The 23,366-nt window shown below is 71.0% G+C and carries 20 protein-coding genes and 1 pseudogene; 5 read left to right on the top strand and 16 right to left on the bottom strand.

Annotated elements, in window-relative coordinates; translation table 11 throughout:
• Nucleotides 1-17: 17 nt before the first annotated feature.
• The 10 genes from AXW62_RS01130 to AXW62_RS01085 all read right to left on the bottom strand — a co-directional run bounded on the left by AXW62_RS01130 (nt 18) and on the right by AXW62_RS01085 (nt 12,078).
• Entirely contained in the window at nt 18-2,012 is a 1,995-nt protein-coding gene (locus tag AXW62_RS01130; protein ID WP_159060782.1) for a sensor histidine kinase, read from the bottom strand.
• Nucleotides 2,009-2,698 carry a response regulator gene (locus AXW62_RS42280; RefSeq protein WP_037647511.1) on the bottom strand — a complete coding sequence of 230 codons (690 nt, stop codon included), beginning with the start codon at nt 2,696-2,698 and terminating at the stop codon, nt 2,009-2,011. The genes AXW62_RS01130 and AXW62_RS42280 overlap by 4 nt, the downstream gene beginning before the upstream one ends.
• A gap of 5 nt (nt 2,699-2,703) precedes the next feature.
• On the bottom strand, nt 2,704-3,396 hold the full coding sequence (locus tag AXW62_RS42275; protein WP_060942811.1) for a phosphatase PAP2 family protein: 693 nt from the start codon (nt 3,394-3,396) through the stop codon (nt 2,704-2,706).
• A 249-nt stretch (nt 3,397-3,645) separates the two neighbouring features.
• The gene (locus AXW62_RS01115) at nt 3,646-4,335 is read right to left on the bottom strand and encodes a response regulator (RefSeq protein ID WP_060942810.1); all 690 of its coding nucleotides are present in this window, start codon (nt 4,333-4,335) and stop codon (nt 3,646-3,648) included.
• A complete protein-coding gene (locus AXW62_RS01110; protein ID WP_060942809.1) occupies nt 4,332-6,248 on the bottom strand; it encodes a PAS domain S-box protein in 1,917 nt (638 codons plus the stop codon). Before AXW62_RS01110 ends, AXW62_RS01115 begins: the two co-directional genes overlap by 4 nt.
• 2 nt (nt 6,249-6,250) lie before the next feature.
• Nucleotides 6,251-6,682: a hypothetical protein gene (locus tag AXW62_RS01105; RefSeq protein ID WP_030838105.1), complete on the bottom strand. Its 432-nt coding sequence runs from the start codon at nt 6,680-6,682 to the stop codon at nt 6,251-6,253.
• 140 nt (nt 6,683-6,822) lie between these two features.
• Entirely contained in the window at nt 6,823-8,259 is a 1,437-nt protein-coding gene (locus tag AXW62_RS01100; RefSeq protein ID WP_060942808.1) for a hypothetical protein, read from the bottom strand.
• Nucleotides 8,260-8,283: 24 nt separating this feature from the next.
• Nucleotides 8,284-10,296: a glycosyltransferase family 39 protein gene (locus AXW62_RS01095; protein ID WP_252368460.1), complete on the bottom strand. Its 2,013-nt coding sequence runs from the start codon at nt 10,294-10,296 to the stop codon at nt 8,284-8,286.
• A complete protein-coding gene (locus AXW62_RS01090) occupies nt 10,286-11,581 on the bottom strand; it encodes a glycosyltransferase (protein WP_060942807.1) in 1,296 nt (431 codons plus the stop codon). Before AXW62_RS01090 ends, AXW62_RS01095 begins: the two co-directional genes overlap by 11 nt.
• Nucleotides 11,578-12,078: a GtrA family protein gene (locus AXW62_RS01085; RefSeq protein WP_060942806.1), complete on the bottom strand. Its 501-nt coding sequence runs from the start codon at nt 12,076-12,078 to the stop codon at nt 11,578-11,580. The genes AXW62_RS01090 and AXW62_RS01085 overlap by 4 nt, the downstream gene beginning before the upstream one ends.
• 293 nt (nt 12,079-12,371) lie before the next feature.
• On the opposite strand from AXW62_RS01085, the gene AXW62_RS01080 reads away from it, so the two are divergent.
• From AXW62_RS01080 to AXW62_RS46995, 5 genes and pseudogenes are all read left to right on the top strand, one after another.
• Complete coding sequence (locus tag AXW62_RS01080; RefSeq protein WP_252368459.1) at nt 12,372-13,535, top strand: S8 family serine peptidase; 1,164 nt, start codon at nt 12,372-12,374, stop codon at nt 13,533-13,535.
• Nucleotides 13,536-13,552: 17 nt separating this feature from the next.
• On the top strand, nt 13,553-14,626 hold the full coding sequence (locus tag AXW62_RS01075; protein ID WP_060942804.1) for a glycoside hydrolase family 6 protein: 1,074 nt from the start codon (nt 13,553-13,555) through the stop codon (nt 14,624-14,626).
• A gap of 335 nt (nt 14,627-14,961) precedes the next feature.
• On the top strand, nt 14,962-15,309 hold the full coding sequence (locus AXW62_RS01070) for a response regulator (protein ID WP_030838126.1): 348 nt from the start codon (nt 14,962-14,964) through the stop codon (nt 15,307-15,309).
• Entirely contained in the window at nt 15,306-16,583 is a 1,278-nt protein-coding gene (locus AXW62_RS01065) for a glycoside hydrolase family 5 protein (RefSeq protein ID WP_060942803.1), read from the top strand. The genes AXW62_RS01070 and AXW62_RS01065 overlap by 4 nt, the downstream gene beginning before the upstream one ends.
• A 530-nt stretch (nt 16,584-17,113) precedes the next feature.
• A pseudogene (locus tag AXW62_RS46995) lies at nt 17,114-17,521 on the top strand (signal peptidase II); the annotation flags it as partial.
• Nucleotides 17,522-17,795: 274 nt separating this feature from the next.
• Here the strand turns inward: AXW62_RS46995 and AXW62_RS01055 are convergent.
• The 6 genes from AXW62_RS01055 to AXW62_RS01030 form a co-directional block, all read right to left on the bottom strand.
• Nucleotides 17,796-18,254, bottom strand: coding sequence for a zf-HC2 domain-containing protein (locus AXW62_RS01055; RefSeq protein ID WP_079105507.1), 459 nt, complete (start codon nt 18,252-18,254; stop codon nt 17,796-17,798).
• Nucleotides 18,251-18,796, bottom strand: coding sequence for an RNA polymerase sigma factor (locus AXW62_RS01050; protein WP_030838138.1), 546 nt, complete (start codon nt 18,794-18,796; stop codon nt 18,251-18,253). Before AXW62_RS01050 ends, AXW62_RS01055 begins: the two co-directional genes overlap by 4 nt.
• 215 nt (nt 18,797-19,011) lie before the next feature.
• Nucleotides 19,012-19,839 (bottom strand): zf-HC2 domain-containing protein, encoded by an 828-nt coding sequence (locus AXW62_RS01045; RefSeq protein ID WP_060942800.1) that lies wholly within the window; start codon nt 19,837-19,839, stop codon nt 19,012-19,014.
• Nucleotides 19,836-20,432 (bottom strand): sigma-70 family RNA polymerase sigma factor, encoded by a 597-nt coding sequence (locus AXW62_RS01040; RefSeq protein WP_060942799.1) that lies wholly within the window; start codon nt 20,430-20,432, stop codon nt 19,836-19,838. Before AXW62_RS01040 ends, AXW62_RS01045 begins: the two co-directional genes overlap by 4 nt.
• Before the next feature lie 201 nt (nt 20,433-20,633).
• Nucleotides 20,634-21,659: a rod shape-determining protein gene (locus AXW62_RS01035; protein WP_060942798.1), complete on the bottom strand. Its 1,026-nt coding sequence runs from the start codon at nt 21,657-21,659 to the stop codon at nt 20,634-20,636.
• Nucleotides 21,660-22,210: 551 nt separating this feature from the next.
• On the bottom strand, nt 22,211-23,366 hold a 1,156-nt coding region (locus AXW62_RS01030; RefSeq protein ID WP_060942797.1), incomplete at its 5' end, for a bifunctional 3'-5' exonuclease/DNA polymerase.

Here is a 23,366-nt window from a genome sequence, read left to right as displayed (position 1 = left end):
GTACCGCAGCGGCGGGGTCAGGAATCGGGTGCGGCCGGGACCCTGACCCGGATACGGCTGCCCTGCCCGGGGCGGCTGTCCACGTTCAGCGTGCCGCCCACCTCCCGGGCCCGCTCCCGCATGGAGAGCAGCCCCAGATGGCCGGGGAAGGAGCCCTTGCAGTCGAAGCCCACGCCGTCGTCGGCGACGGTCAGGGTGACGGCGCCGGGTTCGTTGAGCAGATGGAGCCGCACGTTCCGGGCCTGTGCGTGCTTGGCGACGTTGTGCAGCGACTCCTGGGCGATCCGGTACAGGGCGTGCTTGGCCTCCGGTGTGGTCTCCGGCTCGGCGTCGAGCTTCGCCTCGGTGGCGATCCCGTACCGGGCCCGGAGCGCCTCGACATGCTGGGTGAGCGCGGCGACCAGGCCCTCGCTCTCCAGGGATTCGGGTCGCAGCCGGCACAGCAGCGTCCGGGTCTCGGCGATCGCGGCGTCCGCCAGCCGCCGGATGTATTCGATGGGCTCGGCGAGTTCCGCCAGGTCGGCGAGTTCCACCACCTCACCGGCGGTTCCGTGCCCTTCCTGGCCCGGTCCGCCCTGATGCGGTCCGCCCTGGTCCGGTCCGTCCTGGTCCAATCCTTTCTGGCCCGGCTCCGCCCGGCTCGCCGCTTCCCCGGGCCCCGGCGCTTCCGCTCCGCCCGGTGCTTCCGCTCGGGCCGCCGGTTCCGTCCGACGTGCCGGTTCCGCGTGGTCGATATCGCGTTCCAGCATTTCGCGGGCGGTGCGGGCGCCCAGCGCGATGCCGTAGAGCGCCTGCGAGACCGAGTCGTGCAATTCGCGCGAGATGCGCCACCGCTCCTCCTGGACCGCCTTCTCCTGGGTGGCCGCCCGCAGCCGGTCGCTCTCCACCGCGCAGGACGCGTGCCCCGCGATCACCTCCAGAAGGGTGATGTCCGCCTCGCCCGGGTCGCGGCCGGGCGGGAAGTGGCAGCACATCGCGCCGATCGCGGTGGACTCGCGCAGCAGCGGCCAGGCGGCCACCGCGCCCCGTGCCGGGCCCTCGCCGTCCGCTCCCGTACGGCCACCGCCGTGGATGACGGGCGCGGCCCCGGCGATCGCCTCCAGCGCCGGTTTCCGGGACGGCGGGGTGTGGCCGTGACCACCGCCCACCAGGCGCAGGTTCGCCGACGGGCCCGGCTCCAGCAGATAGACCGTGCAGCTCGCGGCGCCGGTGCGGGCCACCGCGCCCGCGGCCAGGGAGTCCAGCGTCCGCCGTACGGAGGATCCGGAGGAACGGGGGCAGTCGAAGGCCCTCGCCGGATACGACGGGTGCGACGGATGCGCCGGATGCGACGCCGGACGGGCGGAGGGCGCCGTACTCGCCGATGCGGTACGTGCCGAAACCGACGTGCTCGCCGCGCCCGTCGCACCCGTCGCCGCACCCGTCGAACCCGTCGCCGCACCCGCCGGACCGGTCGAGCCCGGTCCGGCGGCGGCGGATGCCAGTCGGCGCAGGTGTTCCCGGTGCCGGATCTGGGCGACCGCATGAGCGGCGGGCGCCGCGAAGATTCCCACGGTGCTCACATCGGCGTGGCCGAGCCGGCGCCCGCCGCCGCGGTTCGCCACCTCGATCACCCCCACGGGGTGGCCGCGCACCAGCAGCGGCGTGTCCAGGACCGAGGCCGGGACCGCGTTCCGCGGGTCCCGGCGGCCTCGGCGCGGCCGCCGTTCACCGGCGGAGACCGTGGGCCGTCCGGCGCGGATCGCCTGGCGGGCGGGGGAGGAGCCGCCGGGCGTCAGCGGCCCGCTCGGCGCGGTCCACGGGGCGCCGTCGGTGGCCCGTATCGTCAGGACGTCGCCCGGCTCCAGCACCATCACCCGCGCCATATCGGCGCCCAGGAGCTCACGCACCCGGCGGGCGATCAGCCGCAGCGTCGCATCGGCGGTCTCGCCCGCCAGGATGTGCCCGGTGACTTCGGCGAGCGCCGTGGCGCTCCGCCTCCGCCGGGCCAGGAACCACCGTGTACCGATCACGCCGACCACCACTGCTCCCTCGTCGTCGTCTCCAGTGCTTGCGGAGGGGTGAGCTCACCCGCCGGTACCAGTCCCGACTGCACCGCGTAGACCGCCGCCTGGGTCCGGCTGTGCACCCCGAGCTTGGTCAGGATGTGGCTCACGTACGTCTTCACCGTCTGCTGGCCGATCCGCAGATCGTGGGCGATCTCCTTGTTGGCCTTGCCGCGTGCGAGCATGGTCAGCACCTCGGTCTCCCGCTCGGTGAGCTGCTCCGGGCCGCTCGGCTCCCTGACCTGGCCCATCAGCCGGGAGATCGCGGCGGGGGAGACATGGATCTGGCCGGCCGCCGCGGCCTTCACCGCGTTCCTGAGGTCGTCGGCCTCGGCGTTCTTCAGCAGGAAGCCGATGGCCCCCGCCCGTACCGCGCCCATGACCATCGCGTCGTCGAGCGAACTGGTCAGCGCCACCACCTCGACCTCGGGGAGGTCCTGGCGGATCTCCGCCGTGGCCGATACGCCGTCCATCACCGGCATCAGCAGATCCATCAGGACGACGTCGGGGCACAGTTCCCGGGCCAGTCGCACGGCCTCCCGGCCGTTGGTCGTCTCGCCGACCACCTTGATGTCGTTGTCGAGCCCGAGGATCATGCGCAGACCCTGCCGGACCACCACATGGTCGTCTGCGATCAGCACGCGAAGCGCCACTTGGTTCACCTGCCCATGGAGTACACCGCCGCACGAGCGGAGACGGACGCGGATACGGTCGTGATCAGCGGTTCGAGGAGGGGGAGGGCCAGCAGGACGAGGGCGCCCGCCGCCCATCCGCCCAGGACGTCACTGACCCAGTGGGTGCCCAGATAGACGGTGGTCAGACCGATGCCGAGAGCCATCAGGCAGGCGACCAGCGCGCCCGTCCGCCGGTGCTGCCCGGCGAGATAGGCGAGGGTGCCCCAGACGACGACGGCGTTCGCGGTGTGGCCGGAGGGGAAGGCCATTCCGCCGTGGAAGAGCTCGGCGGACCCGGGGGTCTGGGCGTACTGCGGGTTCAGCCGTCCCGTGAGGATCTTGACGGCGCCGACGCTCACGTTGAGCAACAGCAGCGCGGTGCCCAGGACCAGCGGCGGGCGCAGGCTTCCGGTCCGCCGACCGCGCCAGCAGGCCCACGCCAGGGCGGCCAGGGCGGTGGGGCCGCGCTGGCCCGCGAGGACGAAGGCGTCCAGGACCGGCCGGACCCGTGGCCACTGCTTGTACGGCTTGAACAGGGCCACCTGCCAGTCGAGCCGGACCAGCTCCGAGCGGGTGAGCACGGCCGTGAGGACCGCCGCGTAACAGGCGGCGGTCGCCAGGAAGGCGATCGTGTGCCGGCGGTTCAGCGGGCATCGGATCCGTCCAGGGACTCGCATGGAGAGGGAACCCGTCCCGGTATGCCCGCAATTCCATCCAAGGGGGGACTTTCTGGTCCGTTCGGCCCCAGGAGGCTCGCCCCCGAAGGGGCTGGCCCCACGGGGCTCACCCCGAGGGGTCTGGCCCCAGAAGGCACACCCAGAGGGTCTCGGCCCCCCAAAGGTCGTGGCCCTCCAGAGGGCTCGCCCCCAAGAGTTCGCCCCCGTACGGTCAGCCCACCGTCACCCCGTCACCCCGTCGTCACCCCGTCACTCCTCCGGGCCCTGCGGCTGCGCGGGCCTGAAGCCGAATTCGGCGGCCTTCGCGACCGCCTCCAGCTGCGAGCGCGCGTCCAGCTTCTCCAGGATCCTGCGCACATGCGTGCGCACGGTGGCGTAGCTGATGCTCAGCCGCTCCGCGACCGCCCGGTTGTCCAGGCCGTGGCTCATCAGGGTGAGGATCTCCTGCTCGCGCGGGGTCAGGCTCTCCAGGCGCTCGGTCTGCTGGGCGGACGACCGCGTGTTCTCGCGGTGCCGGGCCAGCACCTCCACCAGGGTGCTGGCCGGGATGAGGGTCTCGCCCTCGGCGGCCGAGCGGATGGCGGCGGCGATCTCGTCACCGCTCGCCGACTTCAGCAGATAGCCGCAGGCGCCCGCCTCCACCGCGGCCAGCAGCGCCGAGTCGCTGGCGTCGGCGCTGAGGATCACGATGGCGACGGAGGGGTCATGGGCCCGGATACCGGCCGCCGCGTCGGCCCCGGTGCCGTCGGGCAGCCGGAAGTCCACCAGCGCCACATCGGGCTTCAGCTCCTTGGCCATGGGCACGGTCTCGGCGACCGAGTCGGCCCAGCCGACCACCGTCAGGTCCGAGTATTCGGCCAGCAGTGCCCACAGCCCCTCGGCCACCACCCGGTGGTCCTCGACGATCAGCACCTTCGTCAGATCGGGAGGTGCGGTCACGGCTGTGTGTCCCCTTCAAGGGGTTCGGGGGAGCCGACGGGACCGGGCGGGGCCCCCGGGGCGTCGCCGAGCGGCACCCAGAACTCCACCGTGGTGCCCGAGCCGGGTTCGCTCTCGATCCGGCACCAGCCGCCCGCGATCTGGGCCCGCTCCTGGATCAGGGAGAGCCCCAGGTGGCCGGGGCGGGACTCCACCTCCAGCGGGTTGTAGCCCTCGCCGTCGTCGACGATCCGCACCAGGCAGCCGTCGTCGAGCCCGAGCAGCTGCACATGGACCGTCTTGGCGTGGGCGTGCTTGCGCACGTTCATCAGCGCTTCCTGGGCGGTCCGGTAGATCAGTGCCATCGTCTCGGCCGGCGGGCCGGTGGTGAGCCGGTCCTCCAGCCGGTAGGTGATACCGGTCTCGGTGCGTATCTGCTCCAGCAGCCCGCGCAGCGCCCCGGCCAGGCAGCCGTGTTCCAGGCTGGACGGCCGCAGGTCGAAGATCAGCTGGCGCAGCCGGCTCAGCGAGAGCTTCAGGGTCTCGTCCAGCTTGTCCATCACCCGCTGCTCCTCCGGGTCCCGCAGCCGCCGGCGCAGCTGCTGGAGGCGGAGGCTGGCCGCGGTGATCACCTGGATGGTGTCGTCGTGGATGTCGGCGGCGATCCGCCCGCGCTCGGCCTCCTGGGCGTGGACCAGATGGCTGAGCAGCGCCTGGCGGTCGCGGTCGGTGACCTCCAGCAGCTCCAGGCTGCGCTCCAGGACGAACTGGGCGCGCTGCACCTCGGTGATGTCGCGGATGGTCAGGACGGTGAGCAGGCCCTCCTCCGTACGCAGCGGGCTGATGCTGACGTCGGCGGGGAACTGCCTGGTGTCGCTGCGCCGGCCGACCAGCTCCATGCTGTGGCCGAGCGGCTCCTCCGCGCTGTCGTCCCATTCGCGCAGCGAGATGGTGAGCGGCTGATCGGGCAGGAGCGCCTCGACGGCCCGGCCGATCAGATGGTCGCGGTCGTAGCCGAAGAGCGCCTCGGTGCGGTTGTTGGCGGCCTGGATCCGGCCCTGCTCGTCCACGATCACCATGGCGTCCGGGGAGGACTCGATGAGCTGGCGGAACCGGCTCTCGGCGGCCCGCAGCGGGCCGAGGTCGGCGATGAAGACCACGCCGCGGGGCTGCCGGCCCTGGAGGTGGCCGCCGCTGAACTGGGCGGGGAACTCGGTGCCGTCCCGGCGGCGGCCGGTCATCGCCGACGGCGCGGTGAAGACGCGGCCGATCAGCTGCTCGGAGGCGGTGTGGTAGCGCTCGGGGACCAGGTCCCGCAGCCGCTTGTCGCGCAGTTCCGCCGAGCCGTAGCCGAACATGTGCCGGGCGTGGGCGTTGGCGTACTCGATCCGGCCGCGGGAGCCGACGACCAGGACACCGCACGGCGCCTGGCCGAGCAGTTCCAGGTACGACTCCTCGAGGCGGTTGCCGACCAGGTCCTCGAACCGCCAGGAGGCGCGCTCGGCCCGGCGCAGCGGCTCGGCGCAGTCGGCGAGGAGCTCCGCGGACATGCTGAACTGATCGCGGGAGGCCCGGACGATCGCCTCCAGGATCTCCTCGGCGGGAGTGCCCTTGACCAGGTAGCCGTGGGCGCCGACGGCGAGCATGTCGAGCACGGTCTCGCGGTCGCCGTGGGCGGACAGCGCCACCACCCGGGCGCCGGGGACCTGGTCGCGAATGGCCCGCACACTGCTCGGCGCGTCGCCCCGGGGCATGTGCACATCCATGACCACGACCTGGGGGCGGTGGTCGACCGCCGCGCGCACGGCCTGCTCGTGGTTGATGGCCAGGCCGACCAGCTCCAGGTCCGGGTGGGAGTCGATGAGGTCGGCGAGCGCTTCCCGGACGGCCGGGTCGTCATCGGCCACCACAACGTCGATCCGGTTGTCGCCCATCGCTACCCACCTCCCTTGAGGACGGCACCCGGCAACTCGCGGGTGCTGAGTTCATCGCGCCGGCAGTGCGCCAGCGACGGCATGACCGCGGCCAGCGGTGCGACCAGCACGTTGTAGTGGCTTCCGATGCGGTCGCATACGGCGACCGCCGCCGCGGCGTCCCATACCGCGGCCCAGAAGGCCCAGTCGTGTCTGTGGTGGTTCCGCGCGGCGTCCAGCGCCGCCCGGCGCGCCACCGAGGCGGCGAGCAGGATCCGGTACCGCTCCTCGTCGGTGGTGGTGCGGTGGACCACCGCCCAGCCCTCGGCGCGGGTCTGGCTGGAGGTCTGCTTCCACAGATCGGCCACCCGGTCGATTTCCTCCGGGGAGAGGTCTTCGATATGGGTCAGGAATTGCAGGACTCTTCGCGAGTTAGGGCCGAAAACTACACTCATAGGACACTCCAGGACGCATGGTACATCTATCGAACTGGTGAGCCGCCCTGTGGCCGCCGGCGGCCGCTTCCCGGAACGTGGGCCCCCTCCGGTCCCCGGCGTGGACCGGCCCACGTTCTTCCCCGGTGTCGTCCCGGTCCCTAGTCGCCCTGGCCGTGGCCGGAGGACATGTTGATGCTCGCCTTGGCGACGCCACCGCTCTTCTGGCCGATGAGCTGGAAGGACACTCCGCTCTCATCCGCCGGGGTGATCTTGTACGAGCCCACGGCCGACGCCTTGCCCCGGCTGTCCACCTGGAAGGTCCCGATCTTGCGCTGGCCCTTCGAGCCCGAACCGGCGTAGGCGTTCACCGTCTCGCCCGGGGCGAACCCCGCGACGTAGAAGCTGAGTGTGGTGCCCGCCCGGCCACCGAAGGCGCTGGGCTCGGCGGACGGGGTGTACGGCAGCACGGTGAAGCCCGACCGGACCACGGCCCGGCTCTGGTCGCCGATCGCCATCAGCGTCTGCCGCCCCTTGAGGCCGAACGGCACGTTGAACGCCACATCGCGGATCTGGCCCATGCCGTTCGCCTGGGCGGTGAAGGCCGGCAGGCCGCCCGTGGAGTTGATGTAGACCAGCACCCGCTCGCCGGGCGCGAACTTGTTGGCGGACAGCGTGATCCGCTGACCGGCCTTGAGCGCGTACGGCTTGGACTTCATCGAGGGGTACATGGCCAGCATCTGGAAGGGCGCGGTGGCCGTGGTCTTGCTGCGCTTGCCCACCAGGACCAGGGTGCTGGAGCCGGTCGGGGCCACGCCCACCTTGATCGCCGCCTGGCCGACGCTGCCGCTGCTGTCGGTGTGCAGCGTGGTCACGGGGGTGCCGGTGGTCCGTCCCCAGAAGACGTCGATCGCCTCACCGGGACGGAAGCCGCGGGCGGTGACCGTCACCACGTCACCGGGCCGGCCGACCATCTTGTTGATCTTCGCGGTGCCCACCGCGCCGCCGGTGACCACCTGGGCCTCGGCCGTCTTGGAGCTGCCGCGCTGCTGCGCCACCAGGACCGCGGGGCGGTTGCCCGTGGTCTCGGGCATGGTGAACCGGGCGTAGATCGACCCGAACCGGTCCGACCGCACACTGCCGATGGCGCGGCCCTTGGTGTCCGACTTCCGGGCCTTGAGCAGGATGTCCACGGTGGCCTTCTTGTCGAAGCCACCGCCCTCGACCGCGGCGCTGCCACCCGGGGTGACCAGACCCGGGTTGATCACGATGATCGGGCCGGACGCCTGGGGGACCCGCTGATTGCCCAGTCTGATGGTCTTGGGCTGCTTGGGCGGGCGTATCTCCTGCTCGTGCCGGGGGTGCTCCTTCTTCGGCGCGCCCCCGCCCCCGGTGCCGGTGGTGTTCAGGGCGCCTCCGAAGCCGCCGCGCGCGACCACCTGGACGAGCGATCCGACGATCGCGAAGACCACGAGAGCCAGCAGGACGGTCTTCCAGGTGAGCTTTTTCTTCTTCTTGCCACCTTCGGGGGTGTTCTCCTCGTACTCGGGATCATCCCTGTCCTCCGGAACATCCCAGTCGTCGTCGTACTCAGGCATGGCCTTCACCTCCTCTTCCCATGGCTACTGCACACGGTAGATTTCCAGCTTGATGTTGCCCTGGGTTTGCGACCAGACACGGGTGGAATTACGCAGCGCCTGGAGAATCCAGTTCTCCCGGCCGTCGGAATTGTTTGTATCCATCGACTTGCGCATCTTGTTCGACATGATGATGTAGTCGACGTTCTGCCATTTCTTCCTGAACAGCTTGTCGCGGACGTCCGGGTCGGACGAGGCGTTCCAGTGGGAATGCGCGTACGGATAGAACGGGCGCACATCGTGCAGGTCACCCCACAGGTCGTCGTCCATGATGATGCGCGAATTGGGCGGGACGTGCTTGCGCACCCAGGCGATCTGGGCGTGCTGCATTCCGGTGAGGTTGATCTTGGACTGGTACTGGTCGGCGATCTGCGTATGGCCCTCGGTATTGGTGTGCACGAGATATCCGGAGGCCGGTGACGCCAGGAGCAGCAGGGCGACGAACGACGGCAGGGCGACCCGGGTCATGGAATGGGCGCCGCGTATGAACCGACTGGCGAACGAGCCGGTGAGCATCCGGTCGATGACCATGCCGACATTGATCGCGAGCATCGGGATCAGCGGGGTGACGTAGAAGTCCAGCACCACACTGCCGCGCACCAGGTAGAAGGCGTATCCGAAGGCCAGCGTCCCGCTGATCAGAAAGCCCAGGTTGCGTTTCCGGTCGCGCATGCCGAGCCACAGGCTGATCAGCATCGCGCACACCCCGGCGATCAGCAGATATTTGTCCCGGACCAGCCAGCTGGTCTGCAACAGCCCGGTATGGCTGAAGAGGGTGCCCTGGCTGCGGTTGAGCTGCCACCACAGCGTGTAGAGCAGCGAGACGTGGTCCGCGGGCGGATTGTTCAGATCGAAGTCGAAACCGCTCGGCAGCAGTTCGTTCTTGAGCAGTGCGTAGGTCACATAGGCGCCGATCGGGGCGAACGCGGCGAATGGCCACAGGGTGCTGGTGAACCGATGGCTGGCCGACCCCTTGACCCTCCGGTAGAGCAGGTACATGAAGCTCGGCACGAAGAAGATCGCGTTTTCCTTGGTGATCAGCGCGATGCCCAGGGCCATGCCGCCGCCGAACACCGATCTGATCGTGACCTCCCGGCGGAGCAGCATGAACAGGCTCAGCAGCAGCCACAAGATCATCAGGTTGTCCAGCAGCACCTGGCGCTGGAAGTAGACCGCGATCGGCGAGACGTTGAAGAGGAACGCGGCGATGGTGGCGGCCAGCACACTGCCGGACAGCCGCCGGGTGATCTCGAACAGCAGATAGACGCTGACGAGATGCACCAGCAGCATCAGGAACCGTCCGGTGTTGATCGCGTTACCGAAGGTCTCGAACTGCTTCGGCAGCGGGAACACCCACCCGGCCAGGGTGATCCAGCCCAGCGGGGCGTGGTCGTAGTCGTAGGTGTACGGGGACAGGCTGGTCTCCCGCAGCACCGACCACGCCCGCTGCATGTAGATGCCCTCGTCGGTGAGGTAGAGCGGATAGCGGAACAGGTGGTAGCCGTGGGTGAGCAGCCCGGTCAGGACGGAGACGACCAGGGCGACCTTTCCCTTGGAGCCCAGCGGGGGGAACCAGCCGCGCTCCACCGAGAACCGCGGGCGGCGGCGCCGAGGGGGCCGCGTGGGGGGCCCGGCGCCCTTGTCCCGCGGGGCGCTCTTGTCCTGCCGGGCGCTCCTGTCCTGCCGGGCGCCGTCTTTCGTGGCGCTCTTGTCCTGTGCGGCGCCCTTGTCTTTTGTGGCGCTCCTGTCCCGCGCGGCGTTCTTGCCTTGCGCGGCGTTCTTGTCCGGCGGGGTCTGGCGGTCTGGCGGGGTCTGGCGGTCTGGTGGGGGCTGGCGGTCTGGTGGGGGCTGGCGGTCCCGCTGGGGCTGCCGGTCCCGCGAAGGCTGCCGGTCCTGCCGGTCCTGCCGGGTCTGCTTGTCCCGCCGGGTGCTCTGGTCCTCCGCGGCGACGGGCGCCGGCTCGGGCGCCGGCCGCGGGGGCGTGGGGTTATCCGACACGCGACTCCGCCTCCTCGGTGGTGGCCCGGTGGGCGCCTACGTGCTGTGTCTTCTCCCAGTCGTGGCGGCCGAGCATCTCGCGCCGCATGGCCCGCAGCGCGGCGTACGCGAGGACCATCTGGAAGGGGAACCAGGCGATGGCCATCCGCAGGACGGCCTTCGGCGAGGCTTCGAGACCGTGGGCGTTGGTGAACTCGTAGAGACCGACCGCCTGCACCAGGAAGTGCGCGGCCAGCAGCAGTACGGGCAGATAGGAGCAGAGCGCGATCAGCACCGGCACCTTGAGGACCAGGATCATGCCCAGCGAGAGCGGCAGATAGAGGCCCAGCAGCGCCTGCCCGCGCGGGAACGCCAGGACGTAGAAGGCGAGCCAGCGCTGTTTGCGCGTCGGCAGCTTCTTCCAGGTGCCCTTCTTCAGGGTCTGCATGAAGCCCTGGCTCCAGCGGGTGCGCTGCCGGATGAAGTGGCCGAGGGTCGGCGGGGTCTCCTCCTTGGTCACGTACCGGTCGTCGTAGACGACGCGCACCCGCTCGCCCATGGCCGATATCCGCAGGCCCATGTCGGCGTCCTCGGTGAGGTTGCGGTCGTCCCAGCCGCGGAGCCGCAGCAGCAGCTCGCGGGCGAAGAAGACGGTGTTGCCGCCGAGCGGGATCGAGCCGTAGTGGGCGTGGTAGTGCAGCCGGCTCTTGAACCAGAAGAAGTACTCCAGGACGTTGAGCGTGGAGTACCAGTTGGACTGGTAGTTCATCAGCTGCACACCGGCCTGGACCACCCTGACGTCCTCCTGGACCATCACGGTGTTCACCAGGCTGAAGATCTTCGGGTGGATGTCGTCCTCCGCGTCGAAGATCGTCACCACCTCGTTGGCGGTGTGCGGAAGGGCCGTGTTGAGGCCGTGCGGCTTGTTGATCGGTTTGTCGTCGAACACCACGACCCGCACATTGTGCAGACCCTCGCGGTGCAATTCGTCGATCTTCTCCTCCGCCTTTTTCACCGTGCCGGTGTCGTCCTGTGAGCAGATCACGAAGACCTCCAGCAGCTCGGCCGGATAGTCGGCCCGCACCACGCGTTCGATGGTGCTCTGGATGACGTCTTCCTCATGCCGGGCGGGCAGCAGGACACTGAAGGAGAGCTGGGGCGGCAGGAATTCCTCCGGGGCCCTGGCCTTCCGTTCGGCATCGGCCCGGTCCCAGGTGTAGAGCATGAGATAGAGGACGTGGGCCGACTGCACGGTGAGCAGGATCGAGACCACGATCAGCACCAGGTAGACGATGGCGACAATCATCGGCTTCGCCTCCCCCAGACCCAGCCCGTACTCGACGCGAAGTTGACCGCGAAAGCGGCCGTGATGCCGAGGCAATTCGCCAGCAGCACATGCATTCCGCTGCGCACCAGTGTCCAGACGATGAGCACGTTCACCCCGAGTCCGCCCAGGACGGAGACGTTGAACTTGATGAATCGTCTGTGTGACGGGTTGCGCACCTTGAAGGTCCACCGGTCGTTCAGCAGGTAGTTGTGGACCACGGCGAGTTCGACGGCTATCGACGACGCCGCCAGCAGCGGCAGCCCGGCCCAGTGATAGAGGGCGTAGAGGACCACCGTGTTCACCAGGACACCGCCCCCGCCGACCAGCGCGAACCGCAGCGCCAGACCGGACAGACCCGCCAGCGGGTTCCGCGTCGGGAGGGCTCGCGAGAACATTCCGGTCCGCCTCCGGGTGGTCGTATCCACCCGTTCGTCCGGCTCACCGGTGCGCTCGCTGAACGTTCGGAAACGCTGCATCGCGACTCCCTCGGCAGGAGGCTTTTTCGCCGTTGAGCCAAGAGTGCGTCACCCGAAAAGGAGGTAGTACCCGCGCCCGGGGGAGCGGGTGGTACACCTTCGGCGGATCTCTTTGGTCCCCCGTATTGGGGAGAGCCGGACCCAGGGCCTTCCGGCCGGTCCCCCAAAGAAGGGACGGTGCGCTCACCCTCTCGCGGGTGCCAGTACCTGCGGGGGATACCCAAAGATGAAATGGGCCCGACGGCCTTGCGTCCCGTGCGAGGAGAGTAGGTGACGTAATGTCAGGTCAAGTGATGTCACGCCATCCATTCGCCGGCCGGGCCGGAGCGGTCATCGCGGTGATGACGTTCGCACTGGCCACGCCGGCTGCGGCAAGCGCATCCGATTCCGGTGCGCTGCACGATTCCGAATGGGCGCTCACCGCGCTCAAGGCGGAACGCGCCTGGAAATTCAGCAAAGGCGCCGGAGTGACCGTCGCGGTCATCGGCACCGGGATCGACGCCACGCATCCGGATCTGCGCGGGCGCGTGGTCCGCGGAAAGGATTTCGCGGGCGGCAGCGGAGGCTTCGGCACCCGGGACACCGGCCATACCGCCGAGCAGTCCACCCACGCCGCCGGAATCATCGCCGGCACCGGCCGCAACTACCGCGGCGACGGGGTCTACGGGCTCGCCCCCGAGGCCAAGGTGATGCCGCTCGGCGTCTACCGCGACGGGAAGCCCGTCGCCGACGCGACCGCGAAGGCCATCCGCCACGCGGTCGGCAGCGGTGCGCGGGTCATCGATCTGACCGTCTCCTTCAAGCGCCCCACCGCCGCCCTGCGGTCCGCGGTGAAGTACGCCGCCGCCCGGGACACCGTGATCGTGGCCGGCGCCGGTGACAACGGCAAGGACGGCAACCGGGCCACCTACCCGGCCGCTCTCCCCGGTGTGGTGGCCGTGGTGGCCACCGACAAGAAGGGCGCCGTCTGGACCTCCTCCCACCACGGCGGGAAGACCCTCCTGGCCGCCCCCGGAGTCGGCATCCTCACCACCTCCGGCGACAACGACTACTGGACCGGCGACGGCACCGGCTTCGCGGCCCCCTGGGTCGCGGCCGGGGCCGCGCTGCTGCGCTCGGAGCACCCCCGCTGGAACGCCAACCAGATCGTCCAGAAGCTCATCGACACCGCCCACCGCAAGGGCTCGGCCGGCCATGACCCCCGCTACGGCTACGGAGTGATCGCCCCGGCCAAGGCGCTGGCGGACCGGGCCGCGCCGCCCGCCTCCGCCGAGCCCTCCGCCCCCCGCCGCCATCCGGCCGCCACCCCGGCCGCCTCCGCCTCCAGACCGGAGGGGGATGAATCGGCCCTGGTCGCGATAGGGGTGGTGGCCGGGGTCCTGGTGGTGCTCGCGGTGCTGGCGGTGGTGCTCATCAGCCGGCGCCGGCCCCCGCCCGACAACTCCCGCAACCGCTGAGATCGGCTGGACTCGCCATGATCACCAACCGTAGCGGTGGTGTCACCGGGTCCCGCCCGCCGGTGCGCCGGCGCACCTCCCGGTGGGCGGGCCGGGGCGTCGCCCAGCTGATCGTCATGGTGCTGGTGGCCGAGGTGGTGATGGCGGCGACCACCGTGCAGGCCCTGCTCGCGGGCCCGGTGCGGCACCCCGCCCCCAGGCCGTCACTCCCCGTGGTCAAGCCGGCCTTCCCGGCGACGACCCGCTTCTACACCGACCCGCACAACCCGGCGGCGACCTGGGTGCGCGACCATCCGCGCGACCGGCGGGCGGCGGCCATCGGCCGGCGGATCGCCGCCGAGCCCCAGGCCGCCTGGCTCACCGAGACCAATGAGTCCCTGATCGAGGAGCGGGCCCGCCACCTCGTCCGCACCGCCGCCGCCCGCCGGCGGCTCCCGGTGCTGGTCGCCTACGCCATCCCGCAGCGCGACTGCGAGCAGTTGAGCTCGGGCGGCGCCGGGGACGTGGCCGCGTACCGGCGGTGGAGCGACGCCCTGGCCCGGGGGATAGGGCGCGGCCGGACCATCGTCATCCTCGAACCGGACGCGCTCGCGCATATGAGCTGCCTCAAGCGGCGGCAGCGGGCGGAGCGGTTCGCGGCGCTGTCGTACGCGGCGCGGGCGCTCCAGCGGGGGGCGCCGCGGGCCCGGATCTACTACGACGCCGGGAACTCCGGGTGGCTGCCCGCGCGCACCATGGCCGAGCGGCTGCGGCGCGCCGGTGTGGAGCGGTACGGCGACGGGATAGCGGTCAACGTCTCCAACTTCAACGCCACCGCCGACGAGGTGCGCTACGGCCTGTCCGTGGTCAGGGAGGTGCGCCGGCCCCACCTCGGCGTCGTGATCGACACCAGCCGCAACGGGGCCGGGCCCACGCGGAACCACCGTTTCTGCGACCCTCCGGGCCGCAAGCTGGGCAGACCCCCCACCGCCGCTACGGGCATCCCCGGGGTCGACGCCTTCTTGTGGATCAAACAGCCGGGGCAGGCGGACGGCTGTGCGGCCGGGGCGGGCATGTTCGTCCCCGGCTACGCGTACCGGCTGACGCGTTGACGCGTTGACGTGCTGCCCTGCTGACGTGCTGACGCGTTGACCCGCTGCGCTGCTGCCCCGCTGATCCCCTGACCTGCTGACGCGCTGACCCCCTCACCGGCGCCGGTCATTCGCTGACCGGCGCCTTCGCATGCCCTACCGCAAAGCGGACATAACCCATACAAAACGGCCGAATTCCCCTACCTCAATTGAGGTAGGCGGAATTCGGCCGTTTGGTGTGCCCGGAATTCCTGCGATTGAGGTACGCAGATTTCAACCAGGCGTACGGCGATTCCCTTCGCGGTCACTCCCTAATGTCTTGGGCGAAAGGACAAGCCCGAAGGAGCTCCAAATCGATGCACAGAGTTCTCGTCGTGGAGCACCACCCGTTGGTGTTGAGTGCTCTCGCCGATCTCGTAGTCGAGGAGCCCGGACTGGAGCTGTCCGGCATTGCTGGGTCGGCCCGAGAAGCGATTTCTCTGGCCCATCACATGCAACCGGACGTGGTGCTGATCGACGTGGATGAGCCCAGCTGGCGAGCGCAGCGGCTGGACCGCCTGATCGGTGATCTCCTACCGTCCGCGCGGATTGTCCGGCTGACCGCAGTCTCCGACCCGCAGATGGAATGTCTGGAATCTCCGACGAACAACCCCAGCATCCTCAAGACCGCAGTACCCGAATTCCTCAGGAGTATCACCGAATGAATTCCCCCATGGACCAGAACAACGCCCCGACCACCGAGACCAAGCGCACGCCGCGCTCGCAGCGTCTCCGCTTCGGTATCGCGGCGGCCGTCGTCGCTGCTGCTGCCGTGGGTGGCACCGTCACCGCTTTCGCGGTGAACAACGACCAGGGCCAGGCGGGTACGTCCGCCACTACCACCTCCGCGGCCAAGGCCACTGGTGCGGGTGCTGAGGGTCCGCTGTCGACCAAGAAGGGCGACATCGTGGACGCGGACGGCAAGAAGGTCGTCCTGACCGGTGTGAACTGGTTCGGCTTCGAGACCGAGACCTTCGCGCCGCACGGCCTGTGGACCCGTAGCTGGGAGTCGATGCTGGACCAGATGGCCAAGCAGGGCTTCAACACCCTGCGCCTGCCGTACTCCAACGAGATGTTCAAGTCGTCGTCCAAGCCCAACGGCATCGACTTCCACAAGAACCCCGATCTGAAGGGCCTCACCCCCCAGCAGATCATGGACAAGATCGTCAAGGGTGCCACCGACCGGGGCATGCGGGTGATCCTGGACCAGCACCGTCCGGACCAGTACAGCCAGAGTGAGCTGTGGTACTCCCAGAACCTGTCCGAGAAGCAGTGGCTGGACGACTGGGTCAAGCTGGCCAAGCGCTACCAGAACAACGACCGGGTGATCGGCGCCGACCTGCACAATGAGCCGCGTGGCCAGGCCACGTGGGGCGACGGCAACCCGAAGACCGACTGGCAGCTGGCGGCCACCAAGGCCGGTAACGCCATCCACAAGGTCAACAAGAACTGGCTGATCTTCGTCGAGGGCACCGACCGCTTCAAGGACGAGCAGTTCTGGTGGGGCGGCGACCTCCAGGGCGTGAAGAAGCACCCGGTGAAGCTCAAGGAGCCGAACAAGGTCGTCTACTCGGCCCACGACTACGGACCGGGCGTCTACAACCAGAACTGGTTCATGGCGAAGGACTTCCCGAAGAACATGCCGGCCATCTGGGAGAAGCACTGGGCGTACATCAAGAAGCAGAACATCGCCCCGGTGCTGCTGGGTGAGTTCGGTGGTAAGAAGACCGCCGGCAAGAGCTCCGAGGCCGTCTGGCAGAACGCCCTGATGGACTACCTCAAGAAGAACCAGATCAGCTACACCTACTGGACCTGGAACCCGGACTCGGGTGACACCGGTGGTGTGCTGAAGAACGACTGGAAGACCATCGACAAGAACAAGATGAAGATGCTGTCCAAGTACCAGACGCCTCTGCTCGAGGCGAAGGGGAAGAAGTAACCGTCGGAGTGACCCCTTCGGTACCGCGCCGGTAACCACGGCGACGGACGGCAGCGAGGGCCCGCAGGCATCCGCCCGCGGGCCCTCGCCCTTTGCGCCCGGGGGCTGGGCGGCCCGTCGGGGTTTTCGGCTGGGGGCTGGGTGGTGCCGTGCGGGTTTTTGGCTGGGGGCTGGGCGGCCCGTGCGGGTTTTGGGCCGGGGGCTGGGTCGTATCGTGCGGGTTTTGGCCGGGGGCTGGGCGGCCCGTCGGGGTTTTCGGCCAGGAGCCGGGTCGTACCGTGCGAGTTTTCGTCCAGGGGCTGGCCCGTACCGTCCGCGCTTTCGGCCGGGGTCGGGTCGTAGCGTGCGGGTTTCCGGCCAGGCCCGCCGTACCGTCCGCCCTTGCGCCCGGGACCCCGCCGGGCCGCCCGCGTGCCCTCCCGGCCCCGGATTCGTCCCGCCGGAAGGGAAGCGGGGTGGACGTCCAGCGGGTTTCCCTCCCGGGCCGCGGACCGCGCCCGCGGACCGGCCCCCCACCCCCAGGGAGGCCGATGATGAAGCCCCACCCGGCGGCCGGCCGGCTGCTCTTCCCCCTGCTCGCGCTCGCCGTGATCGTGGCCGATCAGCTGACCAAGGCGATGGCGCTGGCCGCGTGGAGCGGTACCTGGGGGCCACAGGCCCGGTTCGGACCGTTCTGCGCGCTGCTGGTGCGCAACACCGGGGTGGCCTTCGGCCTCGGACACAGCCGCCCCGCGCTGATCGTCGTGATCACGCTCGCCGGCGCGGTCGCCACGCTGACCGCGGCCGGAGCGGGGCTGCGGGCCCGCGGCCGGGGCGCGGCACTGGCCCTGGGGCTGATCGCCGGGGGCGCGACGGGGAACGGCGCCGACCGGCTGATCCGGGCGCCGGGCCCGCTGCGCGGCGCCGTCATCGACTGGATCATGGTGGACGCCCACGGCCCGGTGTTCAACCTCGCCGATGTGGCCCTGGTCACCGGAACCCTGCTCACCGCCGCTCTGTTGCTGCGCAGGACCGTGCGGCAACGGGCCGCCGCGCTGCCGGGTCCGGTTGCGGGGCCCGGTCCGGTTGCGGGGCCCGGTCCGGTCGCGGGGCCCGGTCCGGTTGCAGGGCCCGGCCCGGTCGCGGGGACCGGTCCGGGTGCAGGGCTGGGTCCGGTTACGGGGCCCGGTCCGGGTGCAGGGGCCGGTCCGGTCGCGGGGGCCGATCCGGTCGTCAGCCTCCGGCCTTGTGCACCGCGCCCTGATCCGCGTCCCGCTCCGCCCCCGGCGCCGTCCCGGGGACCGTCTCCGTCCCCGACACCGGCTCCGGCAGCGTCTCCGTCCCCGGGACCGGCTCCGGCAGCGGCTCCGCCCCCGGCTCCCGGCCCTCCCGCTCGGCGAGGGACTCCGCGAAGTCCCTGAGCCGGTCCAGTACCGCCTCGTCCGTCACCGCACGGGCGGCCAGCGCCTCGCTGATGCGCTGATAGACGGCGAGCTCCCGGGCGCAGCGGTGGCACTCGGCCACATGGGCCCGCACCCGGGCCGCGGCCGGCGCGTCCAGTTCCCCGTCCAGATACGACTGGAGCATCGGCGCGCCCACCGGGCACCGGGCGGACCGGCGCGGTTCGGTGTCCCTCGTGGGTAGGCCGGTCCGGGGGGTCCGCGTGGTCCGCCACCATGTCCATCTGCTCATGCGCCACCTCGCTCCGATTCCACTCCCGCGGCCAGCAGCTGGTTCCGGATCCGCTTGCGCGCCCGGTGCAGCCTGCTCATCACCGTCCCCTTGGGGACGTCCAGCACCTGTGCGGCCTCCGCGTACGACAGCCCGTCCACATGCACCAGCCGCACCACCTGCTGGTCCCTCAGCGGAAGTGCCGTGAACGCGGCGTCCACGGCCTCGTCGAACGTCGTGTCGACCACCAGTTCCTCCGGGGTCGCGTCCCGGGCGGGGACCAGCCGCTCCAGCTCGGTGTCCGGATCGTCGAGCAGCCGGGGCCGGCGCTGGCGGCGCCGGCTGACCTCCGCGTGCCGCATGATCGTCAGCAGCCAGGCCCGTGGATGTCTCCCGTCGAAACGGCCGACTGCCCGGTACGCCCGTAGCAGCGTGTCCTGCACGAGATCCTCGGCGTCGGCTCGCTGGGCGGTCAGTGACATCGCCACGCGCAGCAGCACCTCGACCTCGGGCAGCACATACTGAGCGAACATGCGCTGTTGATGGGCGTCCGGGTCAGCCACGGGTGCCTCCTCGGATCCGGACCCCCCGGGGACGCGAAGCACGACATATCACACTCTGTGTAACATTCCGCTCACCACGCCGCACGCGATGAACGGCGGTCCGAGTGACATCGGGCGTCCGGGGATCAGCCCAGGAAGTCCGGGGATCAGCTCAGGAAGTCCGGGGATCAGCTCAGGAAGATCGACACCAGGGACGAGCGGACGTCCAGGGAGATTCACACGTCCAGGGAGATCAGACGCTTTCCCTCGCTCGTACGGACCTCGAAGCGATCGATGTCGGCGCGTTGCATGGCCGCGCCGCCGTGGGCCCACAGCGGCTCTCTCGCCACCGCCCTGGGGCTGTCCTCGATCCCGTATCCCCACGCGGGCACGGACCAGGTCGTCATCGTCTGCTCCTGACCGTCCTTGGAGATCGCGATCAGGCTGCAGTCCAGGGGGCCCTTGACGTTCTTCAGCCGGAGGACCGCGTCGGTGCCCCACAGCTTGTCCTCCAGCGCGACCGCCGCGTCCACCTTGGTGTCCGGGTCGGTGCCCCGCACCTTGTCCGGCATCCCCGCGAAGAGGGTGCTCTCGGCGGCACCGGCCGATACGGAGCTGTCCGAGCCGGAGCTGCCTGAGCCGGAGGTGACCGCGATGGTGCCGAGCGGGCCGCCGATGATCAGGGCGGCCGCCGCCGCGACCAGGTACAGACCGCGCCGCCGCCGCTTGGCGCGGGACGCGGCGACCTCGCCGAGCATGCGGTGGAGCAGGGCGGGACCGGGGCGGGCGGTGAGCGTCTCGATGGCGTGGGGCGTGGCGCTGAAGGCATGCGGCGTGTGGCCCCCGAGCGGGGTCCGCCCGGGGGTGCCGTGGATCCCGGGGACGTCGGCGGCCAGATCGGCCAGCAGGGGTTCCAGTCCGGTCAGCTCGTCCAGCCGCCGTCCGCACTGGGCGCAGCCGGCCAGATGCTCCTCGACATGGGTGGCGTCCGCCTCGTCGAGCACGCCGAGCGCATACGCGCCGACGGCGTCATGTCCCGGGTGGTGGTGCGTCTGCGCTGTCATGCCGTCACTCCTCTCTCCTCGAGCGCGAGCTTCATCGAGCGCAGCGCGTAGAAGACCCGGGACCGTACCGTCCCGCTGGGTATGCCGAGGGTCTGGGCCGCCTCGCTGACGGTCCGTCCCTTGAAGTAGGTCTCGACCAGCACCTCGCGGTGGGCGTCGCTGAGGTCCTGCATCGCGTCGGTCAGGGTCATCAGCCGCAGCGCACGGTCGATCTCGTCCTCCGCGGGCATGAGCTCCAACGGGGAGGGGTCGACCTCCTGCGGCCGGGCCTGCCGGCTGCGGTGGCCGTCGATCACGATCCGCCGGGCGACCGTGACCAGCCAGGGCCGGATGGAGCCGGTGGCCCGGGACAGCTGGTCGGCGTTCCGCCAGGCGCGCAGCAGGGTCTCCTGGACGACGTCCTCCGCACGGTGCCGGTCGCCCGCGACCAGACGCAGGACGAACGCGAACAACGGCCCGGCGTGCTCCTGGTAGAGCGCACGCATCAGCTGCTCGTCCGGCGTACCACGCCTGGATCTCGACGGACGCTCATCGGACACGGCGGCGTCGTCGTGCACCTGAACCTCCAGGACCTGACCTGAGTTGGACAACATCAACGGACGACTCCCGGTCTGGGCCCCCGGGGGGATCGGCGGCCATGTCGGCCTCTTCCCCCTTCACTACGCACGGGGTGAGGCCGCCGCTCAACGCGTCGCGGAGAAGTTCCGATCAGGCGTCAGGAGCCGGGCCGACCGGGCCGACCGGGCCGACCGGTCCGGTTCAGGTGCGGTTCAGGTGCGGTTCAGGTGCGGGGCTCAGGAGACCATCGCGTCCAGCACCAGGGGCTGCACCTTGCCGTCGAGCATCGCGCCGAGCCCCTCGACCGCGCACACATCGGGGTGGTCGGCGATCTGCACCGGCATACCGGTGGCCTCCCGCAGCATCGTGTCGAACCCGGGCAGCACCGCGCTCCCGCCGGCCAGCATGATGCCGCGGTCGGCGAGGTCGGCCACCAGATCGGGCGGACAGCGGCGCAGCACCGTGCCGATGGCGTCCACCACCCCGGTGAGCGGGGTGCGGACGGCGGTCCGTACGCCCTCGACATCGATCCGTACGGACCGGGCGAGCCCGGTGGCCACGTCCCGGCCGTGCACCTCGGTGCCCCCGGCCGGCGCGTCGTCCCTGAGCACCAGGTGCAGCGGGCGGACGGCCTGGCTGGGCAGCATCAGCGCGTGTTCGTTGCGCAGCAGTTGGACGAGGGCGTGGTCCACGGTGTCCCCGCCCACCGGCACCCGCTCGGCGGCTACGATCGAGCCCAGCGACAACACCGCGACCTGGGTGGTGGCCGCGCCGCACACCACGATCAACGTGGCCTCGGGCTGCTCGACGGGCAGACCGCAGCCCACGGCGGCGGCGATCAGGGAGTCCACCAGCTCCACCCGCCGGGCGCCGATACCGGTGAGCGTCTCCACCGCGGCGCGCTCGGTGAGCGGATGGGCGTCGTGCGGGACGCAGACGGCGGCGCTCACCAGCGGACGGCGCCGCCAGGCCCGGCGCAGCTTGTCGCCCAGCAGCAGCCGCAGCATCCGCTGGGCCATGGCGATGTCGACGACGGTGCCGTTGGAGACCGGCCGTACGACCCGGATGTGCGCGGGCGTCCGCCCGGTCATCCGCTCCGCCGGGGTGCCGACCGCGATCAGCCCGCCGGTGCGGGTGTTCACGGCGGCGACGGTCGGCTCGTCGACGATGAGCCCGGTACGCCTGAGGTAGACACGCGTTCTGGCCGCGCCGAGGTCGACGGCGATGGAGCAGCGGCGCAGTGCCTCGAGGCTGATGGTCATGGCGGCTCTCCCCTGTGGGCGGCGTGGCGGGCCGCCGCCCGGCGGCCCTCCGCTCTCATCGTGTGGGGACGAGCAGAGCCCCTGCCTGTGGGGCTGCGCCGGTCGGGGGAGCGGCGTCCCCTGGGCGCGGGTGAGGGACGGATGGGCGCGGCTTGGGACACGGGTACGGGCTGCCCGCGGTCGGGGGGAAACGGGCGGGCGTGGCCTGGGGAGCGGGCAGGTGCGGTCTGGGGAGTGGGTGGGCGCGGTGCGGGGGGAGCCGCGGTGCGGGGGAGCGACCGGGCGCGGTGCGGGGAGTGGGCGGGCGTGGTCTGGGGGAGCCGGGCGTGGCCTTGGGGAGTGGGCGGGCGCGGCGCGGGGAGCGGACGGGCGTGGCCTGGGGAGCGACCGGACGTGGCCCGGGGAAGTGGGCGGGCGTGGCCTGGGGGTCCCGGGCGTGGCCTGGGAAGCGGGCGGGCACGGTCTGGGGAGTGGGCGGGCGCGGTGCAGGGGGAGCCGGGCGTGGCCTGGGGATGGGGCGGGCGTGGTCCGGGGGTGGGCGGGCGCGGTTTTCATTTCGCGTCCGCGTAGCACTCCACCGCCGCCATCGTGAAGGGGAAGCGCACCGGGGTCGGCCCGAAGGCGATCCGGCCGGCCGTCTCACCCGCCTCGGCGATGGCCTCCCGGACCGTGTCGGCCTCCTCCTCGGGGCAGTGCACGATCACCTCGTCGTGCTGGAAGAAGACGATCTCCGCGCGCAGCCCCGCCCCGGCCAGCGACCGCCGCAGCGCCGCGAGCATCAGCAGGGCCCAGTCGGCGGCGCTGCCCTGCACCACGAAGTTCCGGGTGAACCGGCCGCGTGCGCGGGCGCCGGCCGTGCTGCCGTACGACGGCTCCGCCAGGTCCCGCGGCAGCCCCGCCTCGTCGGCCGGTTCCTCGGCGGGGCCGCCGGCGGGCGGGCAGGTGCGGCCCAGCCAGGTGCGCACCAGCCGCCCCTCCTCGCCCGCGCGGGCCGCCTCGTCCACGTACGCCACCGCCGCCGGGAAGCGCCGCCGCAGGGCCGCGAGGTGTTTGAGGCCGTCGCCGGAGGTCTGGCCGTACACCGCACCCAGCAGCGCGAGCTTGGCCTGGTCGCGGTTGCCGACCACCCGCGTCTCGGACAGCGTCGTGTACAGGTCACGGCCGCTGCCCGCGACCTCCATCAGGCCGGGGTCGCGGGAGATCGCGGCGAGCACCCGGGGCTCCATCTGGTCGGCGTCGGCCACGACCAGCCGCCACCCGGGGTCGGCCACCACCGCGCGCCGCACCACCTTGGGGATCTGCAACGCCCCGCCGCCGTGGGTGGTCCAGCGGCCGGAGACGGTGCCGCCGGGCAGGTACTCGGGGCGGAAGCGGCCGTCGCGCACCCAGGACTGCAGCCAGGACCAGCCGTGGGCGGTGTGCAGCCGGTAGAGCTTCTTGTACCGCAGCAGCGGCTCCACCGCGGGGTGGTCGATGCGCCGCAGCTCCCAGGCGCGGGTCGAGCCGAGCGAGATGCCCACGCGGGCGAACGCCCTGATGACCTCGGCGGGCAGATCGGGCCGCACCCGGGTGCCGAAGGCGCGCGACACCTCGTCGGCCAGCTCGGCCAGACGCTGCGGCTCCAGCCCGCCCGGATAGCGCTCGCCGAGCAGCTCGTCCAGCAGCTCCCGGTGGCGGTCGGCGCGCCAGGGCAGCCCGGCCCGCCGC

The sequence above is a fragment of the Streptomyces hygroscopicus subsp. hygroscopicus genome (genome assembly GCF_001553455.1).
Lineage (GTDB): Bacteria > Actinomycetota > Actinomycetes > Streptomycetales > Streptomycetaceae > Streptomyces > Streptomyces hygroscopicus.
This window is presented reverse-complemented; position numbering and strand designations above follow the sequence as displayed.